The following is a 26302-nucleotide window of genomic DNA, read 5'->3' as shown; positions in this document are numbered from 1 at the left end:
CGAGTGGCATAGTAGACGCCATGCGCAACAAAACAGACATGCATCGTGTCGCACTTGCAGTGATGCCCGGCGCACCAATCTTCGAACTCGCCGTGCCCTGCGAAGTGTTCGGGATCGCCCGACCGGAGCTGTCTGATCCTTGGTATGAGTTCAAGGTCTGCGCGGGCGTCCCGAAGACCCGGATCGCGGGAGGCTTCGTCACCGAAACCGAGGCCACGTTGGACGATCTGGTGCTCGCAGACACCGTGATCATTCCCGCCTGCACCAACGTCCACGAACACCAGCCAGCCGCGCTCGTAGAAGCCGTGCGCGAAGCGCACAAGCGTGGTGCGAGGATCGCCTCGATTTGCTCCGGCGCGTTCGTCCTCGCGGAGGCTGGACTGCTCGACGGTCGGCGCGCCACAACCCACTGGATGCACGCTCAAGAGCTGGCCCGCCGTTATCCGCGTGTCAACGTCGATGCGACCGTGATCTACGCCGAAGATAACGGTATTCACACCTCTGCCGGTACGGCGGCGGCGATCGACCTCTGCCTAGAGTTGGTTCGGCAAGATCGCGGCACTGCCGTCGCCAATGCCCTTGCCCGACGCATGGTGACACCGCCCCACCGCACTGCTGATCAGGCCCAGTACATGCTTGCTCCTGTTGAAGCGCGTGAGGCCACGCCTCTGTCTGTAGTCACCGAATGGGCGCTGCAACACCTCGCAGAACCGATCCGTCTGCGAGAACTGGCCGCACAAGCCCACCTGAGCGAGCGGCAGCTCACGCGCCGATTCCTCAACACCTGCGGGCAGACTCCCGGCGAGTGGCTGGTGCGCGAACGACTCCGACGCGCCCAAGAACTGCTTGAACGCACCGAACTGACCGTGGATATGATCGCCGCCGAATGCGGGTTCAGCACAGCCGCAGGCCTCCGTGCTGCTTTCAACCGCCACCTGCACACCTCGCCCAGCGACTACCGCAACGCTTGGGCGTCATGACCAAGGACTGAAACATCACGACTGTGGTAGTGCGCACAGCTCGCGCCGCGAAAAGTGCTGGCGAAAGCGCTAAGCAAGCCTTAGGCCGGGCAATCGCGGTGGAGTTATCCACGGCGTACATCGTTGATCACTATCGATGACCCCGCCAATTCGACGAGGTCACCACGATCGATGTCGTTGACAGCACGGATCCCGCTCCTCGAGCTCTCGCCCGGCCGCATCGCTATCGATCGCGAGAAAATCCAGCGCGTAAGGATCCCGAGTGATCTGGTGGGCGAGGACCGGTGTGCTCCAACCACGGTCAATCCAACGGCGAGACCAGCACCTCGAACGGGGCCACCGCAACGATGCCGGAATGCGCGACGGCACGCGCGAGGTGCGCGTCGACGGTGACGAAGGCATCCGCCTGCAATTGGGCGACGGCGACGTACTCGGCCGCGCCCGCCGTGTCGTCCCAGTCGAGTTGCGCAGCAATGTGCCAGGCGGTCGCGCGCGACACTCGGTCGCCGAGCAAGCGGATGCGCATGGTCGTGATTCCGTCAAGCTGTGCGCGAGCGTCGCTCTCGCTCAGGTCGCCCGAGCGGACGGCACGATACAAGATGGAAAGCGCGTCCGAGCGCAGCCGATTCGGGGCAACGAGTTGGTGTTCCCGAGGCACGGCAACGCCTTCACGCACCATTCGGATCGCGGTGACAACATCGATCGCGTATCGCGTCATGAGCACATTGTGCACCGCGGATTGCGCACGCGAGCGCATTGCTCACTACAGCAACGTGTGCGCCTCGGTGAATTGTGCGCCCGAGGCCCGCGCCCAGCCGGGTCCGTAACCGTGACATCACGATTCGAGGTCGGCGCCGCGCAAGCGTAGGCTTCCCTTCGTGCTTGTCTGCTTCACCTCGAATCATCACACCGCCCGATTCGACCTCCTCGAACGGCTCGAGCGGCACGCCGGTGCGATCACCGATGCACTGAGTACCCAGCGCCCTGAACTAATCTCCGGCAGCGTCGTGCTCGCCACCTGCAACCGCTTCGAGGCGTACCTCGACATCGACGAACCGCTCACCGCAGCGCGCGCAGTTGCGGTCGAAACCCTGATCGATGCGATCAGCTCCGCGTCCCAGATCGATCAAGACGAGTTGCGCGCGGCCAGCACCGTGATCTGCGACCGTGGCGTCGCCGAGCATTTGTTCGCCGTCTCGAGCGGCCTGGAATCCATCGTCGTCGGGGAGGGCGAGATCGCCGGCCAGGTGCGCCGCGCCCTGCATGCGGCACGCGCAGCCGGCACGGTAACCCGCGACCTCGATCGCCTGTTCCAAACCGCCGCCCGCACCTCCCGCGGGGTGAAGAACAACACCGGCATCGCCAGCGCCGGCCGCTCAATCGTGCGTCTCGCCCTGGAACTCGCCGCAAGCCGCATCACGGATTGGGCGCAAGCCCGCGTGCTCCTCGTGGGTACCGGCGCGTATGCCGGAGCGAGCTTGGCCGCGCTGCGCGACCGCGGTGCAACAGACATTCGCGTCTTTTCACGCACAGGGCGCGCTGCCACGTTCGCAACGAGCCACGGCATCGCTGCGGTGCCGACCACCGGTCTTGCGGATGCCGTCGCCTCCTCCGACCTGGTCGTCACGTGCAGCGTCGCCCCCACCGTGATTCTCGACCGAGCGACGCTGGATGCCGCGATGCAGCTGCCCGGCGCGCTACAGCGCCGATTGATCATCGACCTCGGCCTGCCTCGCAACGTGGATCCGGCCGTTGCCCGCGTGGCCGGCGTCGAATTGCTCGACCTGGAGACCATCAGCCTGCACGCGCCGCTGAAGGAACTCGGCGCAGAGGCGGATGCCCGTGCCATCGTCGGTCAGGCAGCCGCGGCATTCGCAGCGCAGACCGCCGAGCAGCAAGTCGAACCGGCACTCGTGGCGTTGCGCTCACACGTGTTCGGGGTGCTCGACGCTGAAATCGACCGTTTGCGCGCCCATCACGATAGCGAAACCGCCGACACGGCGCAGACTGAGGCGGCGCTGCGCCACCTGGTCGGGGTCCTGCTGCACACGCCATCCGTTCGAGCACGAGAGCTGGCGAGGAACGGAGAAGCCGACACCTTCATCTCCGGAGCGAACGCCGTCTTCGGCGTCGCGATCGAGCCCGAGTCGGCAACTGGCGCTGGGCGCTTGCGGGCGGTCGAAAGTGGTCAAGAGGCCTCGTAGAAAGCGGTACCCTCGAACCACGCCTTTCGGTGTTGAGTTAACCACTATTGCTGATGCGAGAGGACGGCGCGGCGATGTCCGACACAACGACGCAGACAAGAGAGCGGGCCGACGGCTCCCTCCCGTATCTTCCCAGTGAACTGATCACTAAGCGGTTGGTCCTTCGTCCGTTGACCAAGGACGACCTCGATTCGATGCACGCCGAGTACCAGAAGCGCAAGGCCGTTGTGCGCTACCTGCGCTGGGAGGTGCACGACCACGATGAGCCGTCGCGCAACCTCGTGAAGCGTCTGGCTATGGACCAGCTCACCCATGACGGTGACGGGCTCATCTACGCCGTCGAGCTGCCCGACGCAGCCGGTGAGGGCGAGAATGGCCGGGCAATCGGCGACGTCAGCGTGTTTCTGAAGAGCAAGGCGGATGCGCAGTTCGAAGTCGGTTGGGTCTTTCACCCTGCGGCTCACGGACACGGGTTCGCCACAGAGGCTGCGCACGCGCTGCTCGATCTGTGCTTCAACACACTCGGTGCACACCGGGTCTTCGCAGAGCTCGATGCCAGGAATGAGGCATCCGCTCGGCTGTGCGAACTCGTCGGGATGCGCCAAGAGGCATTGCTGCGCGAACGCGAACTCGTCGACGGTGAGTGGCACGACATGGCGATCTACGCGGTGCTCGACTCGGAGTACAAGCCTCCGGCGATCGAGTAGAGCCGAGGACCAACGCACGAGGTCTCGATACGCGTGCTCGTCCCTCGCGCGCTACTCGACCACCACCACGGTGGTCGACGGTCCCTGAGCTTGCCGAAGGGCGAGCGTATCGAGACCCGCGACTAATAGCCTTGCGGCTGAGTGAATAGCCCTTTCGGGTCATACTTCTGCGCGATCTGCTTCAGACGCGTAGCGTTGTCGCCGAAATACGCTGCCGACGGGTTCGCCAGCGTCGCGTCCGCATAGTTGACATAGGCGCTCTGCCCCCAGTACGGCGTCATCGCCGTGCGGAATCCGCGCACGTAGTCGAAGTACGGCGCCGGGTCCGCGCCGACCGCGAAGGTCGACGTGTACTGCACCGTCATCAGTGCCTTGCGATGAACGAAGGCGGTGGCGTCCGGGGCGAGGGATGCGACAGCGCCGCCGAGCGCATCCATCGAGATCCCGCCTTCCGTCAGGCCGGGCACGGCCTGCGCCGTCTGCACCTGAGCGATCAACGCTGCGATACCGGCACTGGTCAACGGCTGGTAGGCAACGTGCGACGTGTTGGCGAACGGTTCGCGGGTCAGTGCGCCACCTGGAGCCGTGTTGCACTGCGTGACCGGCGTATTCGCGCAGCCTGCGTAACGCATCATCGCGTCGAGGTAGCTGCGCGTGTTGACGTCCTTCTCGGTCAGCGCTCCGTCGATTGCTGCAAGGAACGGCGCAAACTGCGCATCGAGCGCACCGGGGTCCCCGATCCAGGTGCCCGACATCGAGATGCCCGGTCCGCCGGAGTGGCTCTGCCCGCCGAGCAGTTTGAGCGTTGCCCACAGCTTCGGGTCTGCAGCCGGGGCCCAATTCTGCCACGCCGCAATGACGGATGCCGCCGACGCCATCGACCAGCTCAGGTAGAACATCGTCACCTGCGGTGCCGGCCGGGTGCTGAAGGTGAGCGAGGTGACGACTCCGAGATGCCCGCCGCCACCGCCGCGGCACGCCCAGTACAGGTCGGAGTCTGTGCTCGAGTTCACCGTGCGGATCGTGCCGTCAGCCGTGACGATCTGCGCAGCGGTCAGCGCATCGCAGGTCAGGCCGTATGCGCGCACGAGCACACCGACGCCGCCGCCCAGCGTCAAACCGGCCGCGCCGACCGTGGCGCATGAGCCGCCTGCGAGCGCCCTGCCTGCGTTGCCGAGTGTCGAATACACCTCTGCGAGGGATGCGCCGGCACCCACCGTTGCGGTTCCGTCCGCCGCAACGGTCACCTGATTCAGACCGCTGGTGTCGATCACAAGCGACGATGGCATTCCGGTTCCGGATGCCCCGCCCGACGACCAACCGGGGTAGCTGTGGCCGCCGGCTCGCAGCGCGAGCGGCACCCGGTACTTCGTGGCGAATGCCAGCGCCGAGGCGACATCCGCCGCGGCCGCCGCGCTCAGAACGGCCAGCGGTTGCGCGTTGTCGTAGCTCGGGTTCTGCGTGAGCTTGGCCTGATCATATCCGCTCTGCCCCGGCCGAAACAGCTTTCCGGTGATCGAGCCGGCGAGCGCAGTCCAGTCGGGTGGGCCGACGGGGGTCACCGTCGGAGTCGGCGTGTATGCGGGATTCGCCGGAGCACATCCGCTTAAAAGCAGCCCGGCAGCGCCTGCAGCGCCCAGCGCGAGAACCCTCCGGCGAGAAAGCTCAGTCATGTCGCCATGTTAGCGGCCGACAAGAAGGGCAAGAGGTGGAGCGAGTGGCAGGAGTTGAACACTGCATCTTCGACCGGGAAGGCCGACATTCTGACGTTGAACCACACTCGCACGCTGTGTTGCGCTCTCAGGCTAGCGCCAGACACCACACTTTGACAAACTTTGCAGAACAACTCCCGCCGCCGATCACCCGGCGACGTGTCGCACGTGATCTTCGCAGCCGCACCGGAAGTGCCATTTCGGGGTCATCGGTCCGTCGCTCACGCTCGATGCGCGGTCGCACGGTAATACTGGACCATGACGTCCGTCACGGCGCTGCGCACGTCCATCGCCGCGCGCAGCTACCTGGTTGCGGATCTCACTGCCACCGCCCTCTTCGGGTTCGAAGGGGCGGCTGCCGGTGCTCGTTCGGGGCTGGATCTGCTCGGAATACTCGTCGTCGGATTCTCCACGGCTCTCGTCGGCGGAATCATCCGCGATGTGCTGCTTGGCGACGTACCGCCTGCCGCTCTGCGATCGCCTTCACGCATCGTCGCAGCGTTCGCGGGAAGCCTCGTGGCTTTCATCGTGTTCGCGCTCGTGCCGGACGTACCGTCGTGGCTGCTGACCGTTCCGGATGCCGCGGCGCTGGCCCTCTTCGCCGTTACAGGTGCCGAGAAGGCCTGGGCGCACGGCTCCAACCTGTGGGTCGTCGTGGCGCTGGGGACGATCACCGGCGTCGGAGGCGGCGTCGTGCGAGACATGCTCTTGAACCGGCTCCCCACTGTGCTCACAGGGAACGTCTACGCAACGGCAGCGATCGCCGGTTCGCTCGTTGTCGGCGTCGCGCTGCGATTCAAGGTTCCACCGACGGCGGCGATGACCGCCGGCTTCGTCGTCTGCTTCGGCATTCGCCTGCTCGCCGTTGCTTTCGATTTGCAGCTACCCACTCTGCGGTGAGTCGCCGCCGCTACGCGCCCTTCAATTGGTCAGCCAAGTAGGCGTGCAGCCCATCGATGGCGATGCGCTCCTGCTTCATCGTGTCGCGGTCCCGCACGGTAACCGCGCTGTCCTCGAGGGAGTCGAAGTCGACGGTCACGCAGAACGGCGTGCCGATCTCGTCTTGGCGACGATAGCGCCGACCGATCGCGCCGGAGTCATCGAAGTCGACGTTCCAACTCGCGCGCAGCTCGTCGGCAAGTCGCCGAGCCGTCGGCGACAGTGCCTCGTTGCGGGACAGAGGCAGCACGGCTACCTTCACCGGAGCCAGTCGCGGATCCAGGTGCAGCACCGTGCGCTTGTCAACGCCGCCCTTGGCGTTCGGCACTTCTTCCTCCTCATACGCGTCTACAAGGAAGGCCATCAGCGCACGTGTCAATCCGAACGACGGCTCGATCACGTAGGGGATGTAGCGCTCGTTCTTCTGCTGGTCGAAGTAGCTGAGATCTTTGCCGGATGACTCGGCGTGCACCTTGACGTCGTAGTCGGTGCGGTTCGCAACGCCCATCAGTTCGCCCCACTCGCCGCCTGTGAAGTTGAACCGGTACTCGATATCGACAGTGCGTTTCGAGTAGTGCGCGAGTTTGTCTTTCGGGTGCTCGAACCAGCGAATGTTTTCTGCCGTCATTCCCAAGTCGATGAACCATTTCCAGCACAGCTCCATCCAGGTTTCTTGCCACTGGTCGTCTGTGCCGGGCTCCACGAAGAATTCGATCTCCATCTGCTCGAACTCTCGAGTGCGGAAGATGAAGTTGCCGGGCGTGATCTCGTTGCGGAACGCCTTTCCGATCTGGCCGATGCCGAAGGGCGGCTTCTTACGCGAGGTCTGCAGCACCGTGTTGAAGTTCGTGAAGATCCCCTGCGCCGTTTCAGGCCGCAGGTAGTGCAGCCCCGACTCGTCGTCGACCACCCCGAGATACGTCTTCATCAGGCCGGAGAACTGCTTGATCTCGGTCCACTGGCCCACCTTGTCCGGATGCTCAGGGTCAGCTATGTCCGCCAGGCCATTGGCGGGCGGGTGGCCATGCTCGGCCTCATACGCCTCGAACAAGTGGTCGGCTCGATATCGCTTGTGGGTGATGAGCGACTCAGTCAGTGGGTCGCTGAAAACCTTCACGTGACCCGACGCCTCCCAGACCGGGGTGGGCAGTATCACGGCGGAATCGAGCCCGACCATGTCACCGCGGCCACGCACGAAGGTGTTCCACCACTGACGCTTGATGTTCTCCTTCAGCTCAACCCCCAGCGGGCCGTAATCCCAAGCCGATCGCGTGCCCCCGTAAATATCACCCGAGGGAAACACGAAACCGCGGTGCTGCGCGAGCGTGATGACGGAGTCGAGACGTGACTGGTCGGCCATAGTTCTCCAATGATCCGGACGAAAGCAGGGGATGCCCACTGCGCACAATCCTACTGATCGGACCGAATTTCGTTTTCGACGACCGCACGAGTGCACGGCGCGCACCGGGTGTCATTGTCTCAGAACGGCGTCGGCCGATATATTGGTGCGAGGGCGGTTCGTCGAGCCAACCCCAGTTAAGGAATTGACGTGACCAATGCGCTGCTCTCGATCAACATCGTCAACACTCCCCTGCTCGCGACCTTCTACGTTCTGAGCATCGCCGCTGTCCTGTACCTGATCATCCGGCGGCCGACCGCACGGTGGATCGCGACGGCGCTGGTCGGTATTCTGGCGGGAGCGGTCATCGGCGCGGTCACCGTGCTCCTGGTCGACGTGCTCGACGCATTCGGAATGCCGCTGCCGTTCACCGCAGACGTCTGGATCATCGCGACGTTCGCCGCCGTCGGTCTCGCGATCGTCAACCTCTGGTCTTCCCGTTGGTGGCGCAAGGTGATCGCCGCGATCTCGATCGTGCTGCTGGTGATCACAGGCACGCTTGGGGTCAATGCGTTCTTCGGGCTGAACCAGACCGTCGGGTCGCTGTTCGGAATCGCGAGCGGCGATGCGATCAATGTGGGCCCGCACACCAATACGCCGAGCGCTCAGCCGACGGGCCCCCTGTATGCGCGCTGGCATCCGCCAGCAAACATGCCCAAGACCGGCAAGGTCGGCCTGCTGACGGGTAAAGACGCAATCCCGAACACACTGTCGCACTTCCCCGCCCGTGATGCTTCGCTCTACCTTCCGCCGGCAGCCCAGGTCGCGAACGCACCCGCGCTTCCGCTGGTCGTGTTGATGATGGGCTACCCAGGCAACCCTGACCCGAGCTTCATCGCAGCCGTGCTCGACAAGTACGCTGCCGCGCACGAGGGGTTGGCTCCTATCGCGATCGTGGCAGATCAGATCACCGGCGCGAATATCGATCCGGCGTGCACCGATTCGCCCAAGCTCGGCAACGCCCAGACCTACATCAACGAAGACGTCGTCAACTGGGCCAAATCCCACCTGAACATCTTGTCGTCACCCCAGTACTGGACGATCGCGGGCTACTCGAACGGCGGAGCATGCGCGTTCAAGTTCGCCGCACAGTCTCCGACGCTCTGGGGCAACGCTCTGGTGATCTCCGGTGACGAGTTCCCCGGCGTCGAGATCCAGGCGCAAACAATCCGAGACGCGTTCGGGGGCAACCAGGCGGCGTTCGACGCGGCCAAGCCGACAAGCATCCTGAAGGCTCACCCCGGCGCCTACACGAAGTCGCTGGCGATTTTCACGGTCGGCGGCAACGATCCTGGTTTCATCCCCGGAGTTGAACGCAACGCGAAGGCGGCGGAGGCGGCCGGATTCGCCACCACCTACTACGTCGTGCCCGGCGCGGGCCACGTCGTCGACGCATTGAACGGCGGCCTGGAGAAGGGCTTCGAGGTGCTGTACCCGCGACTGGGCCTCAGCAAGTGATGCACCAGCATGTCATCGAGGAACCAGCACATATCGAGGAACAATGAGGGATCATGACGACCACGCAACAGGATGATGTGACGGTAGCAAGCGGCCGCAAACGCCGCGGCGTCGTCATCCGCTATCTGCGCACGGCGCCGGCGAGCGTCGGGCTCGCGATCATCGTCATCATCACGTCGATCTTGACCGGCACGATGTTCGCGCCGTCGACTGCGCAGGGCAGCGACGCACTGCGCTGGGCAGCCGGCGTCACGAGCACGATCGATCAGGGCCAGTGGTGGACTCCGTTCACAAGCCTGTTTGTGCCGAACGATCTGTTCCAGCTCGTCGTGTGCGTCGTGTTCTCCCTGACGCTCTTCGCCCTGGCTGAACGCCTGCTCGGCACGGCGCGGGCGGTTATCGCTTTCGTCGCGACCGGCCTGGTAGGCGCTATCCTCGGCGTCTTCATTCAGTGGGGTGCTCTCGCGATCGGTGAACTCTGGGCGACGAACTCGTCGGTCGACCTGGTGCTGGATCCGACGGTCGGCATCATCGGAGCGTTGATCACGGCCAGCGCGTTCGCGCGGGCGCTGTGGCGACGACGGATCCGGGTAGTCACGTTCGCATTCGTCATCATGTTCGTGCTCTACAACGGCGACTCGGACAACTTCTATCGCCTGCTGGCGGCGGTGCTGGGCCTGTGGATGGGCTCATTCATGAGCCGCACACCATTGCACAGACCATGGCATCACAGTTCGCACGCTGAAACCCGCAACCTGGTGGCCATGATCGTCGCGGTGTCCGGATTCGGACCCCTGACCGCACTTTTCTCCGACAACGGCACCGGCCCGCTGTCGTTTATCAGCGACCTATTGCAACTTACTCACGCACGAGTGATTGTGCAGGCCTGCGCGATCCACTATTCCCCGTCGTGCGATCGCGAACTTACGCTGGTGAGCGCCCGGGGTCTCGGCCCGATCCTTCTCAGCCTGGTGCCGCTTGCTCTGCTCATCACAGCGGCGGTCGGGTTGAGAGTAGGCCGACGCTACGCATACGTGCTCGCAATCGTGGTGAACGCCGGGCTGTTCCTGCTCTCCGTGCTCACCGTCATCTTCGGAAACGTGACCCTGGAAGCGGACACACCTCGCGAGTACGTGCAGCAGTACGAGACTCTGCTCTGGGTGCTTGCCGGTGCCCTCATACCCATCGCCGTGATGGTGCTCGTGATCATCAACCGACATCAATTTCTGAATCTGGCCCCCACTGCGGCCGTTCGTGAATACTGGACAACAATTATCGTGGCATTCGTCGTGCTCGTCGCCGCCTATCTGGTAGCCGGTGCGATCACGCTGAGCGGCTACGTGCCGCACGCCAGCTTCGGGGAGCTGCTGATCGATTCGGTACGACGATTCACACCGACTGGATTCGACAGCGGATTCGGCGCCGTGATCGTGCCGCAGGCATCCGTCACGCTGTTCATCTACCGCTGGGTCGGCCCGATCTTCTGGATCGTGTTCATCCTCGCGACACTCCGTCGGTATCGCACGACCTCGGTCGCACGACGCACCAGCACGGAAGGCAGGCGGTTCCGTGAGCTGCTCAAGCAGCACGGCGGCGGCACGCTCGGCTTCATGGGCACCTGGCCGGGAAACGTGTACTGGTTCAGCGACGACGCCGAGGCTGCCGTCGCCTACCGGGTGATCAACCGCATCGCGATCGCCCTCTCCGACCCGGTCTGCGCACCCGCTCGTGCAGCCCAGACAATCCGAGAGTTCGTCGCATACTGCGACGCACGCAGTTGGACTCCGGTTTTCTACAGCTTCCATGAGGAACACCTCCCGACGTTCACTGAACTGGGCTGGGACTCGATGTCCGTCGGCGAGGAGACGCTCATGCATCCGATCACGCTGGATATGGCAGGCAAGCCCTGGCAGAAGGTGCGCCAGGGTCTCAATCGTGGCATCAAGGAGAACATGACCACCCTGTGGACCACGTGGCATGACCTTCCGCTGCCGCTTGCGGCTCAGATCAACGCGATCAGCGAGCAGTGGGTGTCTGAGAAAGAGTTGCCTGAGATGGGCTTCACGCTGGGCGGCATGGAGGAACTGAAGGATCCTGATGTGCGATTGTTCCTTGCGATCGGCCCGGACGGCAGAATGCAGGCGATCACCAGTTGGCTGCCCAGCTACCGGGACGGCGAAGTGGTCGGCTGGACCATCGATTTCATGCGCCGTGGCGACGAGACGATACCGCTGATCATGGAGTACGTAATCGCCTCAGCCGCGCTGCACATGCAGAAAGAGGGAGTGGAGGTGCTCAGCCTGTCGGGTGCGCCGCTTGCGACCAAGCCGAGCACACCCGGCGGACCACCGGCCGAGGAGACGGCGATGACGCGCCTGCTCGAGTTTCTGGCGAAGACGCTGGAGCCCGCGTATGGCTTCTCGTCGCTGTTCAAATTCAAGAGCAAGTTCAATCCGACCTACGCGACGATGTACATGGCCTACCCTGACCCGGTCGCGCTGGCCGCCATCGGGTCGGCGATCGGCAAGGCGTATCTACCAGACGCATCCGCCGCGGAGTATCTGGCACTCGCGAAGACTCTGATGAGCCCCAGGAAATAGCCCTCGAGGAGACGAGTAGACAACGTGAGTACAGCTGGGATGAGACCAGACGGCATGAACCCGGGCAACGGGAATCCGAAGCCGCGGCGCACCGGTCTGATCATCACGATCGTCGCCCTCGCCGTTGTTCTGCTCGGATTGATCGTCGTTCTGGTGGTCGTATCGATGAACAACGCCGCGCCGGCGACCTCGCCGACCGGCACCCCGGTGACGAGCGCACCATCGACGCCGAGCTCATCGCCGACATCGACCGCGACAACCAGCCCCGCAGTCGCGCGCTGCACGGTCAGCCAGCTTTCGGTGACTCTCGGGCAGCCGAACGGCGCAGCAGGCAGCGAGCTCGTTCCGATCCTGTTCACCAACACCGGATCGACGCCGTGCGAACTCCACGGCTTCCCTGGCGTCTCCTTCGTCGGCGACGGCAACGGCACCCAGCTCGGTGCCGCTGCAGCCGAAGACAGCTCCGTGGCAATTGTGCAGAACACGCTGAAGCCGGGCGGCGTCGTTCACGCTCCGCTGAAGATCGTCAACGCGCAGCTGGAGAGCAACTGCACCGTCGTGCCTGCCGACGGGCTTCGGGTCTACCCGCCGCACTCCTTCGAGGCTGTGTTCGTGAAAACTACCGGCCTGTCGGCGTGCAGCAACAAGGATGTCTCGCTGCTGACCGTGCAACCGGTGCTGCCTGCCGGTTGAGGAACGAGCGCCAGCGAGTGTCTCGAAACCACGACTCAACGCGTCGGCCTCGGGCAGCGATCGAGCGGGCTACGCGACGCCGAGGTAGATCTCCTTGATCGCTGGGTTCGCCAGCAGTTCCTTGCCCGTGCCGGAGTAGGTGATCTCGCCGGTCTCCAGCGCGAACGCGCGGTGCGCCCTGTTCAAAGCCTGGTTCGCGTTCTGCTCGACGAGAAGCACCGTGGTGCCCTGCTCGTTGATCTCCGTGATGATCTTGAAGATCTGGCGGATGAACTGCGGCGCGAGCCCCATCGACGGCTCGTCCAGCAGAAGCAGTCGTGGCCGGGACATCAGCGCTCGCCCGATGGCCAGCATCTGCTGCTCACCTCCGGACATCGTGCCGCCAACCTGGGTGCGCCGCTCCTGCAATCGCGGAAACAGCGTGAACACACGTTCCAGATCATCGGTGACTCCCGTGCGGTCCTTGCGGCCGAACGTGCCCATGTCGAGGTTCTCCGCCACCGTCATGCCCGGGAAGATTCCCCGGCCCTCCGGCGCCTGTGAGATGCCGCGAACGACACGCAGATGCGCCTTGAGCTTGGTGATGTCCTCGCCGTCGAACGTGATCGAACCCGTCGACAGTGCGAGCAGCCCGGAGATCGTCTTCATCGTTGTTGTCTTGCCTGCGCCGTTCGCGCCGATCAGACTGACGATTTCGCCCTGGTTCACCGAGAACGAGATGTTGTTGAGCGCCCTGATGCGTCCGTAGTGCACCGAGACGTCTTTCAACTCAAGCAGAACGGTCGCAGGCGCACTCGACGCTGGCAAGTTCGACGCCGGCAAGTTCAACGCAGGAACAGTCGAATCAGGCAAATTCGTCATCGGGCACCCCCAGATAGGCCGCGATCACGGCCGGGTCTTCACGCACGACCTCGGGCGCGCCGTCCGCAATCTTCTTGCCGAATTCAAGCACAACAATGCGATCGGTCAGGCCCATCACCAGACGCATGTCATGCTCGATCAAGAGCACCGTGTAACCGTCTGCCCGGATCGCCCGGATGAGATCCATCAGGTCGTCCTTCTCGGCCGGGTTGAAGCCGGCAGCCGGCTCATCGAGGCAGAGCACCTTCGGGTCCGTCGCCAACGCCCGCGCGATCTCGAGCCGCCGCTGGTGACCGTACGGCAGGTGCCGCGACAACTGCTCGGCGCTGTCCGCGATGCCGACGAACTCGAGCAGGGCTAACGCACGATCGATCGCGGTGCTCTCCTCCCGATAGTGCCGGCGCGAGCGGATCAGCGCACCGGGAACGCTCGTCTTGTGCCGGGCATCCAGACCGACGACGACGTTCTCGAGCGCCGTCATCTCACCGAACAATCGGATGTTCTGGAACGTTCGCGCGAGACCGGCTCGAGTGATGTTGTGCTGCTTCTGGCCAACGAGCGACTTGCCTTCGAGCAGAATGTCGCCCTTGGTCGGCTTGTAGACGCCGGTCATCGCGTTGAAGCAGGTGGTCTTACCCGCGCCGTTCGGCCCGATCAGTCCGAGGATCTCGCCACGGTTGATCTGGAACGAGATGTCGTCAATCGCCACCAGCCCGCCGAATTTCATCGTGAGGTTCTTCACCTCGATGAGCGCCTCGCCGATCTCGACTCTGATTTCGCGCTCGGGAGCCGCTGCCTCCGCCACGTCGAGCTCCACCGGAATCTCCGTCATATCCGGTTCAGGTGCCGGCACTGCCTCGTGTTCCCGCGCGTCGTCGGCTGACTCGGTCATGCTTCACCTCCGTCACGCTTAACCTCTTGGGCGGAAACGGAACCAGTGCGCGGTGAAATCTTGCCACCCGCTCCACGTGCTTTCCGCAGTGCGGTCAGCCGCATGTGCGCTTCGCGCGCGTAGGTGAGCAAGTGCGCCTTGGCCGCGATCAGCCCCTGTGGCCGGAAGATCATCAGAATCACCAGCGCAATGCCGAAGATCCAATACTTGTAATCGGCGATCGCCGTGAAGCGCAACGGAATGTAGGCCACGATCGCGCCACCAAGCAGTGCTCCGACCTTGTTGCCCGAGCCACCAAGAATGACGGCGGCCACGAACAGAATCGAGGTCACCACGTCGAATTTCTGATTGTTCACGAAGCCGATCTGTCCGGCGAACAGTGCGCCAGACAGTCCGCCGATTCCGGCACCGATCGCGAACGCCCAGAGCTTGAACTTGAAGGTCGGCACGCCCATGATCTCGGCGGCGTCTTCGTCTTCACGGATCGCAATCCAGGAACGCCCGACTCGCGATCGCTCCAGGTTGCCGACGAGCAACAGGACGATGATGATAATGGTCAGCGTCAGCCAGTACCAGGGCGTGCCGTTCGAGTTCGAGAACAGCGGATGCGCCGTGGTTCCGCCGGGCGGACGCCCGACGTTCTGGAATCCAACCTGGCCCTTCGCCGCCGGGATGATTGTCGCCAGGATTCGGATGATCTCACCGAAGCCGAGCGTGACGATCGCCAGGTAATCGCCGCGCAGTCGGAGAACGGGCAGACCGAGCACCACACCGAACGTCATTGCCACCAGGATTGCAGCGGGCAGCACCCACAGATACGGGATGTGGATGAATGACGAGTCCGGGCTGGTCAGGAACGCAGCCGTGTACGAACCGATCGCAAAGAACGCGATATACCCCAAGTCGAGCAGCCCCGCGAACCCGATCACCACGTTCAGGCCGACAGCGACCAGGGCATAAATCGACATCTGGAAGCACGCGATCCCCCAGTCGTTACCCGGCTCCGTCGTGATCACCCACGGATTCGCGACCGGCAGCCAATACGCGGCGGCCACGACGATCAGAAGAATGAGCCACTGCTGCCAGCGCGGCATGCTGTCCCACTTGCTGCGCCAGCGCCCTTTCTTCAGTCGCTTCGGGATATTGACCGACTCGCTGTCGACGAATTGCTGATCCGACCGAGCGGTCGGCATCGGTGTTTGGGCGTCGCCGGAACTCATGCTCTGCTCCTTCCCAATGATTGGCCGAGAAGTCCACTCGGTCGCACGAGCAGCACCAGAACAAGAACGATGAACGCGATCACGTCGGTCCACTGCGAATCGCCCAGCAGCAGCTGCCCGTAGTTGCCGATCAACCCGAGCAGAAGACCGCCGAGCAGGGCGCCGCGTACGTTGCCGATGCCGCCGAGCACCGCTGCGGCGAACGCCTTGATCCCGAGTACGAATCCGCCGTTGTAGAGCACGCCGCTCGGCACCTTCATCACATAGAACAATGCAGCGGCCCCCGCGAGGATACCCCCGATCACGAACGTGATGATGATGATGCGTTCCTTGTTGACGCCCATGAGCGTCGCTGTATCCGGATCTTGAGCAACAGCGCGGATACCGCGACCGGTGCGGGTGCGTCGGATGAACTGGTCGGTGAAGACCATCATCGCGACCGCCGCGATGATGATGATCAACTGCTGACTGTCCACGATGGTGCCGAAGATGTCGAAGATCGGCGTCGGCACGAACATCGTCACGGCTGGCTCTGGGTTCGCACCGCGGACAATGAAGATGCTGTACTGAATCGCGAACGACGCGCCGATCGCGGTGATCAGGAATGCAAGCCGTGGCGCGTTGCGCCTGCGTAGCGGCCGGTAAGCGACGCGCTCCACGATCACCGCCGTCGCGGCCGACGCGATCATGCCCACGATCAATGCCAGTAGCAGATCGCCGACGATCGCCCCGAAGCCGAGGTTCGGTGTCGACGGCCCGAACCCGAGCGCGGTGAGCGTAACGACAACGCCGTAACAGCCCATGATGAACACTTCGGAGTGCGCGAAGTTGATCAGGCTCAGAACGCCGTAAACCAGCGTGTAACCGAGCGCCACGAGCGCGTAGATGGCTCCGAAGGTCAGCCCGTCGAAGGTCGCAGGCCAGAAGTTTTGGATGAGGCTAGGGACGTTGAAGGTGATCCAGCTGTTGTCGTCCATCGGGACGTTCGCCAGAAGTGTAAGGAGCATATGTGGTTCCGATGCCGGTCCTAGCCCGACGACGCCGTCAGGCTTGCCAGAAGTTGGTCAATACAGCAGTTGCTAATACAGCGGTTACTAATTCAGCGATTATTTGAAGCCGAGACAGATGTTGGGGGTGGCGCTGCGCCACCCCCAACGACTGTGCTACTTGATCGGGCCGAGTGGCACGATCGAACCGTTGTCCACCTTGTAGGCAAACACTGTAGGCGTTGCGAGCTCACCCTTCGAGTTCCACTTGTAGTGCTTGCTCAGACCATCCGCGTCGTAGTTTTTCACGAAGTCGAGCAGTTTGGCACGGTCAGCGTTGCCCTTGCCGATACCGGTGAGCAGAATCGTTGCCGCGTCGTAACCCTCAATGGAGTACGTTCCAGGGGCAGCACCGCCCGAGACGCCCGCGTAGGCATCCGAGAAGGACTTGATCAATTCACCCGGGATGCAGGGGCAGGTGAAGTACGCGTTGTTGGTCGCGGCCCCGCCCTGCTTGATGAACTGGTCGTCCTTGACGCCGTCGGGGCCGGCGAAGACTCCGGTGTAGCCCTTTGCCACCAGTTGCTGGTCGAACGGTGCGGCCTCAGCGTAGTAACCCGAGTAGTACACGGCGTCTGGCTTCGCGTTGATGATCTTGGAGACCACCGCCGAGAAGTCCTTCTGACCGGTTGTGACCTTGTCCGTACCGACGAGCTTCGATCCGAGCGCCGCCGTTGTGGTGCCGCCGAGGCCGATGCCGTAGTCCGAGTCGTCCTGCACGACGTAGACCTTGTTCAGCTTCAACATGCTGGTCAGCAGCGTTGCGGCCGCCGGACCCTGCACGGAGTCGTTACCCAGGCCGCGGAAGAAGGTCTTCCAACCGTTGTCGGTCAGCGTCGGGTTGGTGGCAGACGGCGTGATGTGGACCAGGTCGCCCTGGTCGAAGATGTTGCCGGTTGCCTTCGACTCGCCCGAGAACGGAAGACCGATGACTCCGATGATGTCGGGCTCGTTGACCGCCTGCGTCACCGGACCGGTTGCCTTGGTCGGGTCACCCTCAGTGTCGAACTTCTTGAAGTTGACCTGGCAGCCCGGGTTCGCCTTGTTCGCCTGGTTGACCGCCAGCTGCACGCCGTTGTAGATATTGATGCCCAGCTGAGCGTTCGGGCCGGTCTCAGCGCCGATATAGGCGATGGTCAACCCTGACGGGCACTTGGCGTTGCCGTCGCCAGCCGGAAGGACTGCATCCTTCGGCACCTCAACTGACGTCATTACCGGCAGATTCACCGCGTTGGCGGCGGCTGTCGAAGTCGTCGACGTTGACGGCTGATTGGCACATCCTGCCACCATAAATGCCACGGAAGCCGCTATCGCGACCACACCCAGCACACGTTTGCGTACCATCCTGTACCCCTTTGTTTCCATAGCGCTGCCGGCTGGTGCGCCGGCAGCGTCGCTCTTGCGCTATGCGCGACAGTAACCGACAAATGCATCATCTGGAAACCCCTTTAGGTCACGACTCGGCATTTATTTCTCAACTCGACGATTACGTGCGCGAGATGAGCATAGCGCGATTGAAACCGTCGCCTAACGCCGCTTAATGCACGTATTCGAGCAAGTCGAGACCGACGGTGCGCATACCGTCGAGCACGGTGAGCCGCGTTTGAAGCTCGGAATCGTCGAAATACATCGACACGGCGTACGTAACGCCGGCACGCGGCCCGCGCAGCACACCGACCTCGCTGCGCACGCTCACATCCGTGCCAGTCTTATTCACGAGCATGATGTTGTGTTCCGCTGTTCTGTGCGCGAGCGGGTCGAGGCCGAATGCGCTTGCGACCATCGACAAATCCGAGTTGAGCGAGAGCCAGGCGATGACCCGGCGGCTCGTGCCAGCGTCGACGATCTCCCCACGGGCAAGCGCGGACAACAGCCAGGTCAGCTCGTTCGCACTGCCGACCGAGAGGTGAGGTGCGTCATCCGGACCCCGATGGTCGCGCACCAGGTCGAGCAGTGCGGTGCGGGTGAGGCCGAGTTGTTCCGTGCGCCGGCTCACCGCATCCAACCCGACTTTGCGCAGCAGAACATTGGTGGCGAGATTGTCGCTGCTCGCGCCGATCAGCGCAGCAAGATCGGCGAGCGGAAGGGCGGGTGCTGCCAGGTGTTGCCAGATTCCGGAGTCGCCGACGGCATCCTCGGCGGTCCGTTCGATGATCGTCAGCCCGCTGGCCTCCTGCGCCTCGATGCGGGCCGCCACTTCCACCAGAAGCAGGATCTTGCCGATCGACGCCGTCGGCATGATGACGTGATCGTCGACCGAGAAGAGCACTTCGCCGGTCGTCAGATCGGTGGCGCGAGCGGACACCTGAACACCACCCAGGGCGAGGTCACCGAGCGCCGCGAACCCGCGCTCGAAACTCTGCCCACGCGACGCCCCGCGATGCTTTCCACGATGCACGGCACCGTGCCGTGCACGGCGTTGCAAATCCTGGGCTGGGATCGTCACGACTCGGGTCATTCCTCTGGTTCGGATAGCGCTGCCGCTCCCCCAGTCCACGGCACCGCTGCTGACCATCAAAGCACGTGAATGCAAAAGTGGGCGCACCAACTCACAGGTTCACTGCGACGGCGCGTCGCTCGTCTCACCAGATCGTCACTCGCTGCGCCGGATCCAACCACAGCGCATCCGACTCGCTCACTCCGAAGGTCGTATAAAACTCATCGATGTTGCGCACGATCTGGTTGCAGCGGAACTCGTTCGGCGAGTGCGGATCGATCGCAAGTAGGCGCACGACCTCCTCATCGCGCCCCTTCTGCTGCCACGCCTGTGCCCAGGACAGAAAGAACCGTTCCGCCCCGGTGAGACCGTCGATGACGGGTGGCTCCTTGCCGGCCAGTGACAGGAGGTAGGCCTTCCAGGCGATCGCCAGGCCGCCGAGGTCGCCGATGTTCTCGCCGATCGTCAGCGCGCCGTTGACGTGATGATCGGGAACTTGCAGCGGTGCCAGATCGTCATATTGCGCGATCAACGTCGCCGTGCGATCCTCGAACGCGGCACGATCGGCGAACGTCCACCAATCGGTCAGGCGGCCGTCGCCGTCGTATTTGGACCCTTGGTCGTCGAAGCCGTGGCCGATCTCGTGGCCGATCACAGCGCCGATGGCACCGTAGTTCGCCGCGTCATCGCGATCGGCATCGAAGAACGGGAACTGCAGTATCGCCGCGGGGAACACGATCTCGTTGAAACCGGGGTTGTAGTAGGCGTTGATGGTCTGTGGTGTCATGAACCACTCGGTGCGATCGATCGGTTTGCCAATCTTGCCAAGTTCTCGATTGAACTCGAAGCGAGAACTCGCTCGAACATTGGCGAGCAAGTCGCTCGGATCGATCTCAAGGGCGTCGTAGTCACGCCACTTCTCGGGGTAGCCGACCTTCGGTGTGAACTTGTTCAGCTTCTCCTCGGCGCGGGCACGAGTGCCTTCCCCCATCCAATCCAGAGTGCGGATGCTCTGCCGGTAGGCCTCGACGAGGTTGCCTACCAGCGCATCCATCCGCTCCTTCGCCTCGGGCGGGAAGTGGGTTTGAACATACACGCGCCCGACAGCCTCGCCCATCGCACCCTCGACCAGTGAGACACCGCGCTTCCAGCGCTCGCGGATCAGCGGGGTTCCGGTCAGCGTGCGGCCGTAGAAGTCGAAGTTGGCCTCGACGAACTCACCTGAGAGGTACGGGGCGGCGCGGTGGACGATCTGCCATGCCAGCCAGTCTTTCCAGGCCGTGAGACGATCCTTCGTGAGCAGTGCCGCCAACCCGGCCGTGAAGCTCGGCTGGCGCAGCACGAGCTCGTCCAGCGCATGCTCCGGGCCGCCGAGCGCAGCGCGCCACAGGTTCAAGTCGGGGCCGACAGTTGCAGGGCCGCCGGCCGCCGCGCCGCGCGCAGCCGCCGAACCCGCTGACGATGACCCCATTCCCGGCACCAACGGGAACCCCGGCGTGGAACGACGTTCTGGTACCCACCGCGGTTCGGGCAAGGGGTCGACGTGCAGCCCGGCCGGCCCGGCGGGCAATCGGGTCGCTGCACCGCTCGACCTGCCCGCGAATAAAGAGACCGCTTCAGACCAGCTGAACAGGTTGTACGTCTTCTCGCTGTCCCGGCTCTTCACGTTGTCCCAGTGCCGAGCGGCGATCGCGGTTTCGAGATCGAACACGTTCTGCGCGCGACGCGCGGCATCCGAGATACCGGCGAGTTCGAACATCCGCTGTACGTGGTTCAAATACGCCTCGCGCACGCGCGCGAACTTCTCCTCGCGGTAGTAGCTTTCATCGGGCAGCGAGATGCCACCCTGCTCCGCGAAGACCAGATAACGATCGGGATTGCCGGGATCGTTGTCGACGAACAACTGGTAGAAGCCGCTCACGCCGTGCCGTTCGAGCTTTCCGATCACCTCGAGCAGATGCGGGATCGAGTCGACGTTGTCTGCAAACGCAAGCGAGCCCGCGATCGGTGTCGCACCGAGCCTCTCGATGCGCTCGGTGTCCATGAAACTGGTGTACAGGTCGCCGATCTTGCGCTGTTCCGTTCCCTCGGGAGCGGTCTGCGCCTCTTCGATGATGGTGCGAACTGCAAGCTCTGCTTCGTCGGCGAGCACATGGAACGAGCCGTACCGGGCTTTGTCCTGAGGGATCTCCGTGCGCGCCAGCCAGCGGCCATTCACATGGCGGAACAGGTCGTCTTGCGGTCGAATCGTCGGGTCGAGCTCCGACGTGTCAATACCGGATTTATCGAGACCGGAAGGTTCGCCGCCGGATGCAGCTGCGCCGGTTGCGCGTGCAGAGTCAGTCATGCTGCCAGCCTATTCGACGGCATCACGATAGTCCCATGCCCGTGAGTGTCCTCACAGCGGCAGACACCCTCTATTTCAGGCCCCAGGATCAAGCCGACTCAACGCGGGAGGAGGGCGCACGCTCGATCGGCGACCGCTCAGCGCTCGTCACGCTGCTCCTCTTCCCACTCGACGAGGAGCTCTGGAAGTCGGCGTCGCAGAAATTTGTAGAAGTCGTCCATCTCCTTCAGGCGCAGAGCGGCTGGTTCATCAGGCGCACCTGCTGCAGCGATACCGATGGGAACAATCGCCGTGAACGCGTCATAGTAGCGGGTTTGAGTCAGCGTGTTCGTGTACCAAGAGTGCTGCGGCAATTCGTACCGATCGCGGCGACTGCCGGGCTGCGACACCCGGCGCACCATCGCGAGCGTATGGAGATAGCGCACGGCACCCGAGATCGCCGCAGCACTCGCGTCGAGCCGGTCGGCCAGCTCCCTTGCCGTGAACCCGCCAGTCTCAGAAATCATCAGCATCATCAATACGCGGCCAGGCATCCGCGGAAAACCGGCGCCGGCAAGGAGGGAAGCAGAACGCTCGGCGAACTCGTTCAGCGCTTGCTCGTCCCGTGCCATGCTGCCTCCCTACGTATGCTTAGTCTGCCCTGATCCGGCGTCTACCCGACTACTATCCGACCGCGACATCACGCTGGCGAACCAGAACTGCTGTGAGAACGCCAACCACGATCACGATCGCGGCCATCCGCCAGAACCCGCTGAAGTCGGCGTTCGCCATCGGCAGGGCCGGCGTGTGCTCGGCCGGAGAGATGTTGCGCACCCAATCCGGCAGCTTCAGAAGCCCACCAAATTGTCCGAGGAACGCGCCGAGCGCCAGCATGGCCCAGCCGATGCCGATCGTCAGCCGCGGAATGACCGCGAAGACCAGCCCGAGCACGCTCAGGTAGATCAGCACAGCGGGCAGCTGCACGAGTGCCGTACCCACACTCTGGCCGAAGATCGCCGGGTCGACGCCCTTGTTTGCTGCGAGCACTCCACCGGTGACCGCGCCGCTGACGGCGAGGATGACGGCCGCCGACACCACGCCGATCACCCAGAAGCCCAGGAACCAGCGGATGCGGCCGACTCGCGTCGCCAGGACGACCTCCGTCGTTCCCGCCGCCTCATCCTGGCGCATTCGCATGATGATCTGGAGCACGCTGCCCGCTACCAGAATCGCGATGAATGCCATCATGGCTGCAACGAACTGCTGCAGGATTCCGCCGGAACCGCCCGGCGAAATCGAGCTGATCGCCGTGGTGACCGTTGAATTGCTCTTCAGCAATTTGATCACGGCGCCACCGAGGCCACCGGCGACGAACGCGAGCACCAATGCTCCGATCCCCCAGCCGATGATCGAACCGCGTGACAGGCGCCAGGCGAGGCCAAGTGGGCCGCGCAGGATCGGGGATGCCGTCGCACGGCCGCTCCGTGCCGCGATGAGCCCAGCGCCGGTGTCTCGCACCGCCTGGAGCACGAGGGTGACCACGACGAGCACCGCGCACAACGCTACGCAGAGCAGCGCGACCCACCACGCATTGTCGGTGTACGGGTTCGTTTTCTGCGCCCAGCCGATCGGCGACAGCCAGCTGACCCAGGTGCTGGTCGTGTGCAGTCCATCCGCAGACACGGTGCCGGACGCATCAGCGATTCCGCGCACGAGGTAGGCGATTCCGACGAGCGCGGCCGCGCATCCGTTCGCTGCTCGTGACGTCGAGAACACCTGAGCGCACAGCAGCCCAATGCCGAGGAACGCGATGCCGACAGCGCCGAGCGCCCACGCGAACGTGACGGAGCCCGCGACGTCGAAACCGCTTGCGATCAACCCGAGGAAGACGAGCACCATGACGGCCACATTGGCGATCACCCCTTCGATCACCGTGGCGATGGTCGGGGCGAACCGGCCCGCCGAGGTTGCCGCGATGAGCTCAGCGCGACCGGACTCCTCATCGGCTCGTGAGTGCCGAACGGCGAGGAAGGTGCTCATCAGCCCCGCGAGAACCGCCAGGTACGTCAGACCGTCGAACACGAAAAAGGCACCGGTGCTCGCGCCAGCTGCAACCCCACGGAAGGCGAGTAGTGCCGGCGTGGCCGTCGCGAGCTTCACAACGGAGATGCGCTCGGCCTCCGTTCCGAATTCGCTGGCGACGGCGGCCGCGGTGAACACCGTCATGAGCGCAATCGCCAGCACCCAGACCGTCAGCTGCACCCGGTCGCGGCGCAGCCTCAGCCGTAGCAGACTGCCGATGGCGGTCATCGTGCCGACACCTCCTCCAGCGAGCTCTCGGATGCCGCCAGCTCGTCTCCGTAGTGCCGCAGGAAGAGTTCCTCGAGGGAGGGCGGTGCGACCGTCAGCCCCTGAACGTTCAACCGTGCCAGCTGCGGCAGCACGTCGTTGATCTTGTCGCTGTCGACCGTGAAGGCCACTCGTCCCGCACTCGTCGACAGATCGTTCGCCTGCGAAATCGTCGCGAGCCCCGCATCCGTCATGCCGGCGCTCGAGAACGTGAACTCGGTGCGAGTGAGGTGCCGCAGTTCAGCGAGCGAGCCGGATTCGACGATAGTGCCGTTTCGGATGATGCTGACCCGGTCGCACAGCGCTTCGACCTCGGACAGGATGTGACTGGAGAGCAGAACTGTGGCACCGGATGCCTTCAGCCGGTCGATCTCACGGGTGAACACGCTCTCCATCACCGGGTCGAGCCCGCTGGTCGGTTCGTCGAGGATGTAGAGCTCTGCAGGCGTGGCGAATGCCGCGATCAGTGCGACCTTCTGGCGGTTGCCCTTGGAGTAGCTGCGCGCCTTCTTCTTTGGGTCGAACTGGAATGCGGCCATCAGTTCGGCACGCCGCTCGCGATACCCGGCGGTACTGGTGTCTGCACCGCGAAGGCGGCTGATCACATCGACCGACTCTCCACCGGTGAGATTGGGCCAGAGACTGACGTCGCCGGGGACGTAGGCCATCCGCTGGTGCAACGCCACGGCGTCCCGCCACGGGTCCCTGCCGTACACAGTGGCGGTGCCACCACTGGCGCGGGCCAACCCCAAGAGAACGCGGATCGTTGTGGACTTACCCGCGCCGTTCGGGCCGAGGAAGCCGTGCACTTCGCCCGCGGTTACACTCAGGTTCAGGCCGTCGAGTGCATGCACGCGGCCGAATCGCTTGTCGAGACCCACGGTCTCAATCACTGTTGTCATGGGCACTGTTGTCATGATCGTGACAATACGCTTGTTTCACAAATTTGTGAATATTCCTAACGGAATTTTTACGGGCGTGTTCGGCGCCCCTGCACTGCGCCACCGCGTGCGCCGTGCGCCAGTTCAACTGGCGCACGGCGCATGACATGGCGCACGAGGCAGCCGCCGATCACGATAGTGTCGTGCAATCAGCGCTCGCACCCACCAGCCCAGCACCGGCCAGCCCAGCGCCCGGCGGCCCTTCGCCCGGCAGCCCATCGATCGCGAGATTCTGCGGCTCGCCGTGCCCGCACTGGGCGCACTGATCGCAGAGCCGCTGTTTCTACTCGCGGATTCGGCCATGGTCGGCCATCTCGGTGCGGCCTCGCTCGCTGGGCTCGGTATCGCAGGCGCCGTTCTGCAGACGATCGTCGGCCTCATGGTCTTCCTCGCATACGGCACGACGCCGGCCGTTGCGCGCAGGCTCGGAGCGGGCGATCCGCGCGCGGCCGCCGCGGCCGGTGTCGACGGCGCCTGGCTCGCCCTGGGTCTTGGCATTGTGCTTGCGATTGTCGGCTGGATCGCCTCGCCCTGGCTGGTCAGCCTGTTCGGGGCGGCACCGGATGTCGCGACCGCGGCATCCGGGTATCTCACGATCTCGATGCTCGGCCTACCCGCAATGCTGCTGGTGTTCGCGGCTACCGGACTGCTGCGCGGCCTGCAAGACACTCGAACACCGCTGGTTGTGGCCACGATCGGCTTCGGCGCGAACGTGCTGCTGAACGCCCTGTTCATCTACGGGCTGAAGCTCGGGATCGTCGGGTCGGCGATCGGAACGATCGCAGCGCAGTGGGGTATGGCGGCCGTGTATCTGTTCGTCGTCGTTCGCCACACCCGACGGGTGGGCGCGTCGCTGCTGCCGCGGCATGCAGGCATCCGCAATTCTGCCGGTGCCGGCGGATGGCTGTTCCTGCGCACGCTCAGCCTGCGTGCGGCTATGCTGCTCGCCGTCTATGTCGCCACCCAATTCGGCTCGCACGAGTTGGCCGCCTTCCAGGTGGCGATGACGGTATTCGCGACCCTCGCCTTCGCACTGGATGCTCTCGCTATCGCAGCGCAAGCACTGATCGGCAAGGCGCTCGGCGCATCCGATCTGGAGTCGGTGCGCAGCGTGCTCGCGCGCTGTCTGCAGTGGGGTGTGCTCGGCGGCGTCGCACTCGGAGCGGTGCTGGCCGCGCTGAGCCCGATCGCGCCGTGGGTGTTCACGAGCGATTCGAGCGTCGCCGGGATGCTGCCCGTGGCATTCTTGATCGTCGCCATCGGAACCCCTTTAGCCGGTTACGTGTTCGTGCTTGACGGCGTGCTGATCGGCGCAGGCGATGCGCGCTATTTGGCGTGGACGGGCGGGGTGAACCTGGCCGTGTTCGTTCCGCTGGCCATCGCGGTGGGAACGTGGGCGCCGAGCGGCCCGAGCGGACTGGCCTGGCTGACCGCCGCGTTCTCGTTCGGCTACATCGGGGCGCGAGCCGTGACGCTCGGGCTGCGTGCCCGCCGCGGCGCCTGGATGGTCGCCGGCGCGCAGCGCTGACCTTGCGGTC

Annotated in this window: 21 protein-coding genes and 1 tRNA gene; 8 read left to right on the top strand and 14 right to left on the bottom strand. The window is 64.0% G+C overall.

Annotation, left to right across the window (positions count from 1 at the left end):
- Positions 1 to 20 precede the first annotated feature (20 nt).
- Entirely contained in the window at positions 21 to 980 is a 960-nt protein-coding gene (locus tag QU604_RS00670; protein ID WP_308466873.1) for a GlxA family transcriptional regulator, read from the top strand.
- Positions 981 to 1281: 301 nt separating this feature from the next.
- Here QU604_RS00670 and QU604_RS00665 read toward each other — a convergent pair whose 3' ends face one another.
- Entirely contained in the window at positions 1282 to 1698 is a 417-nt protein-coding gene (locus tag QU604_RS00665; RefSeq protein ID WP_308466872.1) for a hypothetical protein, read from the bottom strand.
- A 160-nt stretch (positions 1699 to 1858) separates the two neighbouring features.
- On the opposite strand from QU604_RS00665, the gene QU604_RS00660 reads away from it, so the two are divergent.
- On the top strand, positions 1859 to 3184 hold the full coding sequence (locus tag QU604_RS00660) for a glutamyl-tRNA reductase (RefSeq protein WP_308466871.1): 1326 nt from the start codon (positions 1859 to 1861) through the stop codon (positions 3182 to 3184).
- 74 nt (positions 3185 to 3258) lie between these two features.
- Positions 3259 to 3891, top strand: a complete 633-nt coding sequence (locus tag QU604_RS00655; RefSeq protein WP_308466870.1) for a GNAT family N-acetyltransferase — start codon at positions 3259 to 3261, stop codon at positions 3889 to 3891.
- A 122-nt stretch (positions 3892 to 4013) separates the two neighbouring features.
- On the opposite strand, the gene QU604_RS00650 is transcribed toward QU604_RS00655, so the two are convergent.
- Together QU604_RS00650 and QU604_RS00645 are read right to left on the bottom strand one after the other, a co-directional pair.
- Positions 4014 to 5564: an FAD-binding oxidoreductase gene (locus QU604_RS00650; RefSeq protein ID WP_308466869.1), complete on the bottom strand. Its 1551-nt coding sequence runs from the start codon at positions 5562 to 5564 to the stop codon at positions 4014 to 4016.
- Between the two features lie 36 nt (positions 5565 to 5600).
- A tRNA-Gly gene (locus QU604_RS00645) sits at positions 5601 to 5675 on the bottom strand.
- Between the two features lie 186 nt (positions 5676 to 5861).
- On the opposite strand from QU604_RS00645, the gene QU604_RS00640 reads away from it, so the two are divergent.
- Positions 5862 to 6503, top strand: a complete 642-nt coding sequence (locus QU604_RS00640; RefSeq protein WP_308466868.1) for a trimeric intracellular cation channel family protein — start codon at positions 5862 to 5864, stop codon at positions 6501 to 6503.
- Between the two features lie 10 nt (positions 6504 to 6513).
- Here QU604_RS00640 and QU604_RS00635 read toward each other — a convergent pair whose 3' ends face one another.
- Positions 6514 to 7902, bottom strand: a complete 1389-nt coding sequence (locus QU604_RS00635; RefSeq protein ID WP_308466867.1) for a glycine--tRNA ligase — start codon at positions 7900 to 7902, stop codon at positions 6514 to 6516.
- Positions 7903 to 8091: 189 nt separating this feature from the next.
- On the opposite strand from QU604_RS00635, the gene QU604_RS00630 reads away from it, so the two are divergent.
- From QU604_RS00630 to QU604_RS00620, 3 genes are read left to right on the top strand one after another with little or no spacing between them, the layout of a single operon-like run.
- Positions 8092 to 9399 carry an alpha/beta hydrolase gene (locus QU604_RS00630; RefSeq protein ID WP_308466866.1) on the top strand — a complete coding sequence of 436 codons (1308 nt, stop codon included), beginning with the start codon at positions 8092 to 8094 and terminating at the stop codon, positions 9397 to 9399.
- 53 nt (positions 9400 to 9452) lie between these two features.
- Positions 9453 to 11999, top strand: coding sequence for a phosphatidylglycerol lysyltransferase domain-containing protein (locus tag QU604_RS00625; protein WP_308466865.1), 2547 nt, complete (start codon positions 9453 to 9455; stop codon positions 11997 to 11999).
- Between the two features lie 24 nt (positions 12000 to 12023).
- Positions 12024 to 12692, top strand: a complete 669-nt coding sequence (locus QU604_RS00620) for a DUF4232 domain-containing protein (protein WP_308466864.1) — start codon at positions 12024 to 12026, stop codon at positions 12690 to 12692.
- Between the two features lie 69 nt (positions 12693 to 12761).
- Here the strand turns inward: QU604_RS00620 and QU604_RS00615 are convergent, their stop codons facing one another.
- The 10 genes from QU604_RS00615 to QU604_RS00570 form a co-directional block, all read right to left on the bottom strand.
- A complete protein-coding gene (locus tag QU604_RS00615) occupies positions 12762 to 13553 on the bottom strand; it encodes an ABC transporter ATP-binding protein (protein WP_308466863.1) in 792 nt (263 codons plus the stop codon).
- The gene (locus QU604_RS00610; protein WP_409350048.1) at positions 13537 to 14385 is read right to left on the bottom strand and encodes an ABC transporter ATP-binding protein; all 849 of its coding nucleotides are present in this window, start codon (positions 14383 to 14385) and stop codon (positions 13537 to 13539) included. Before QU604_RS00610 ends, QU604_RS00615 begins: the two co-directional genes overlap by 17 nt.
- Before the next feature lie 56 nt (positions 14386 to 14441).
- Positions 14442 to 15539, bottom strand: a complete 1098-nt coding sequence (locus tag QU604_RS00605; RefSeq protein ID WP_409350047.1) for a branched-chain amino acid ABC transporter permease — start codon at positions 15537 to 15539, stop codon at positions 14442 to 14444.
- A 122-nt stretch (positions 15540 to 15661) separates the two neighbouring features.
- On the bottom strand, positions 15662 to 16672 hold the full coding sequence (locus tag QU604_RS00600) for a branched-chain amino acid ABC transporter permease (RefSeq protein WP_308466860.1): 1011 nt from the start codon (positions 16670 to 16672) through the stop codon (positions 15662 to 15664).
- A gap of 156 nt (positions 16673 to 16828) precedes the next feature.
- On the bottom strand, positions 16829 to 17923 hold the full coding sequence (locus tag QU604_RS00595; protein WP_308466859.1) for a branched-chain amino acid ABC transporter substrate-binding protein: 1095 nt from the start codon (positions 17921 to 17923) through the stop codon (positions 16829 to 16831).
- Positions 17924 to 18248: 325 nt separating this feature from the next.
- Positions 18249 to 19157 carry a serine hydrolase gene (locus QU604_RS00590; RefSeq protein ID WP_308466858.1) on the bottom strand — a complete coding sequence of 303 codons (909 nt, stop codon included), beginning with the start codon at positions 19155 to 19157 and terminating at the stop codon, positions 18249 to 18251.
- 136 nt (positions 19158 to 19293) lie between these two features.
- Complete coding sequence (locus QU604_RS00585; RefSeq protein WP_308466857.1) at positions 19294 to 21495, bottom strand: M13 family metallopeptidase; 2202 nt, start codon at positions 21493 to 21495, stop codon at positions 19294 to 19296.
- Between the two features lie 137 nt (positions 21496 to 21632).
- The gene (locus tag QU604_RS00580; RefSeq protein WP_308466856.1) at positions 21633 to 22106 is read right to left on the bottom strand and encodes a GbsR/MarR family transcriptional regulator; all 474 of its coding nucleotides are present in this window, start codon (positions 22104 to 22106) and stop codon (positions 21633 to 21635) included.
- A gap of 52 nt (positions 22107 to 22158) precedes the next feature.
- Positions 22159 to 23784: an ABC transporter permease gene (locus QU604_RS00575; protein WP_308466855.1), complete on the bottom strand. Its 1626-nt coding sequence runs from the start codon at positions 23782 to 23784 to the stop codon at positions 22159 to 22161.
- A complete protein-coding gene (locus QU604_RS00570) occupies positions 23781 to 24725 on the bottom strand; it encodes an ABC transporter ATP-binding protein (protein WP_308469006.1) in 945 nt (314 codons plus the stop codon). Before QU604_RS00570 ends, QU604_RS00575 begins: the two co-directional genes overlap by 4 nt.
- Before the next feature lie 283 nt (positions 24726 to 25008).
- Here QU604_RS00570 and QU604_RS00565 point away from each other — a divergent pair, with 283 nt between their 5' ends.
- A complete protein-coding gene (locus QU604_RS00565) occupies positions 25009 to 26292 on the top strand; it encodes an MATE family efflux transporter (protein ID WP_308466854.1) in 1284 nt (427 codons plus the stop codon).
- Positions 26293 to 26302: the final 10 nt, after the last annotated feature.

The sequence above is a fragment of the Rathayibacter sp. SW19 genome (assembly GCF_030866825.1).
Lineage (GTDB): Bacteria > Actinomycetota > Actinomycetes > Actinomycetales > Microbacteriaceae > Rathayibacter_A > Rathayibacter_A soli.
Note: the sequence above shows the minus strand (reverse complement) of the source record. Positions and strands in the feature narration are given on the sequence as shown.

Bases quoted from the DNA above. Each gene is read 5' to 3' on its own strand.
- QU604_RS00585 (WP_308466857.1), bottom strand. From the start codon at position 21,495: ATGACTGACTCTGCACGCGCAACCGGCGCAGCTGCATCCGGCGGCGAA.
- QU604_RS00610 (WP_409350048.1), bottom strand. From the start codon at position 14,385: ATGACGGAGATTCCGGTGGAGCTCGACGTGGCGGAGGCAGCGGCTCCC.
- QU604_RS00615 (WP_308466863.1), bottom strand. From the start codon at position 13,553: ATGACGAATTTGCCTGATTCGACTGTTCCTGCGTTGAACTTGCCGGCG.
- QU604_RS00605 (WP_409350047.1), bottom strand. From the start codon at position 15,539: ATGCCGCGCTGGCAGCAGTGGCTCATTCTTCTGATCGTCGTGGCCGCC.
- QU604_RS00580 (WP_308466856.1), bottom strand. From the start codon at position 22,106: ATGGCACGGGACGAGCAAGCGCTGAACGAGTTCGCCGAGCGTTCTGCT.
- QU604_RS00595 (WP_308466859.1), bottom strand. From the start codon at position 17,923: ATGACGTCAGTTGAGGTGCCGAAGGATGCAGTCCTTCCGGCTGGCGAC.
- QU604_RS00640 (WP_308466868.1), top strand. From the start codon at position 5,862: ATGACGTCCGTCACGGCGCTGCGCACGTCCATCGCCGCGCGCAGCTAC.
- QU604_RS00670 (WP_308466873.1), top strand. From the start codon at position 21: ATGCGCAACAAAACAGACATGCATCGTGTCGCACTTGCAGTGATGCCC.
- QU604_RS00655 (WP_308466870.1), top strand. From the start codon at position 3,259: ATGTCCGACACAACGACGCAGACAAGAGAGCGGGCCGACGGCTCCCTC.
- QU604_RS00650 (WP_308466869.1), bottom strand. From the start codon at position 5,564: ATGACTGAGCTTTCTCGCCGGAGGGTTCTCGCGCTGGGCGCTGCAGGC.
- QU604_RS00625 (WP_308466865.1), top strand. From the start codon at position 9,453: ATGACGACCACGCAACAGGATGATGTGACGGTAGCAAGCGGCCGCAAA.
- QU604_RS00600 (WP_308466860.1), bottom strand. From the start codon at position 16,672: ATGCTCCTTACACTTCTGGCGAACGTCCCGATGGACGACAACAGCTGG.
- QU604_RS00665 (WP_308466872.1), bottom strand. From the start codon at position 1,698: ATGACGCGATACGCGATCGATGTTGTCACCGCGATCCGAATGGTGCGT.
- QU604_RS00635 (WP_308466867.1), bottom strand. From the start codon at position 7,902: ATGGCCGACCAGTCACGTCTCGACTCCGTCATCACGCTCGCGCAGCAC.
- QU604_RS00570 (WP_308469006.1), bottom strand. From the start codon at position 24,725: ATGACAACAGTGATTGAGACCGTGGGTCTCGACAAGCGATTCGGCCGC.
- QU604_RS00575 (WP_308466855.1), bottom strand. From the start codon at position 23,784: ATGACCGCCATCGGCAGTCTGCTACGGCTGAGGCTGCGCCGCGACCGG.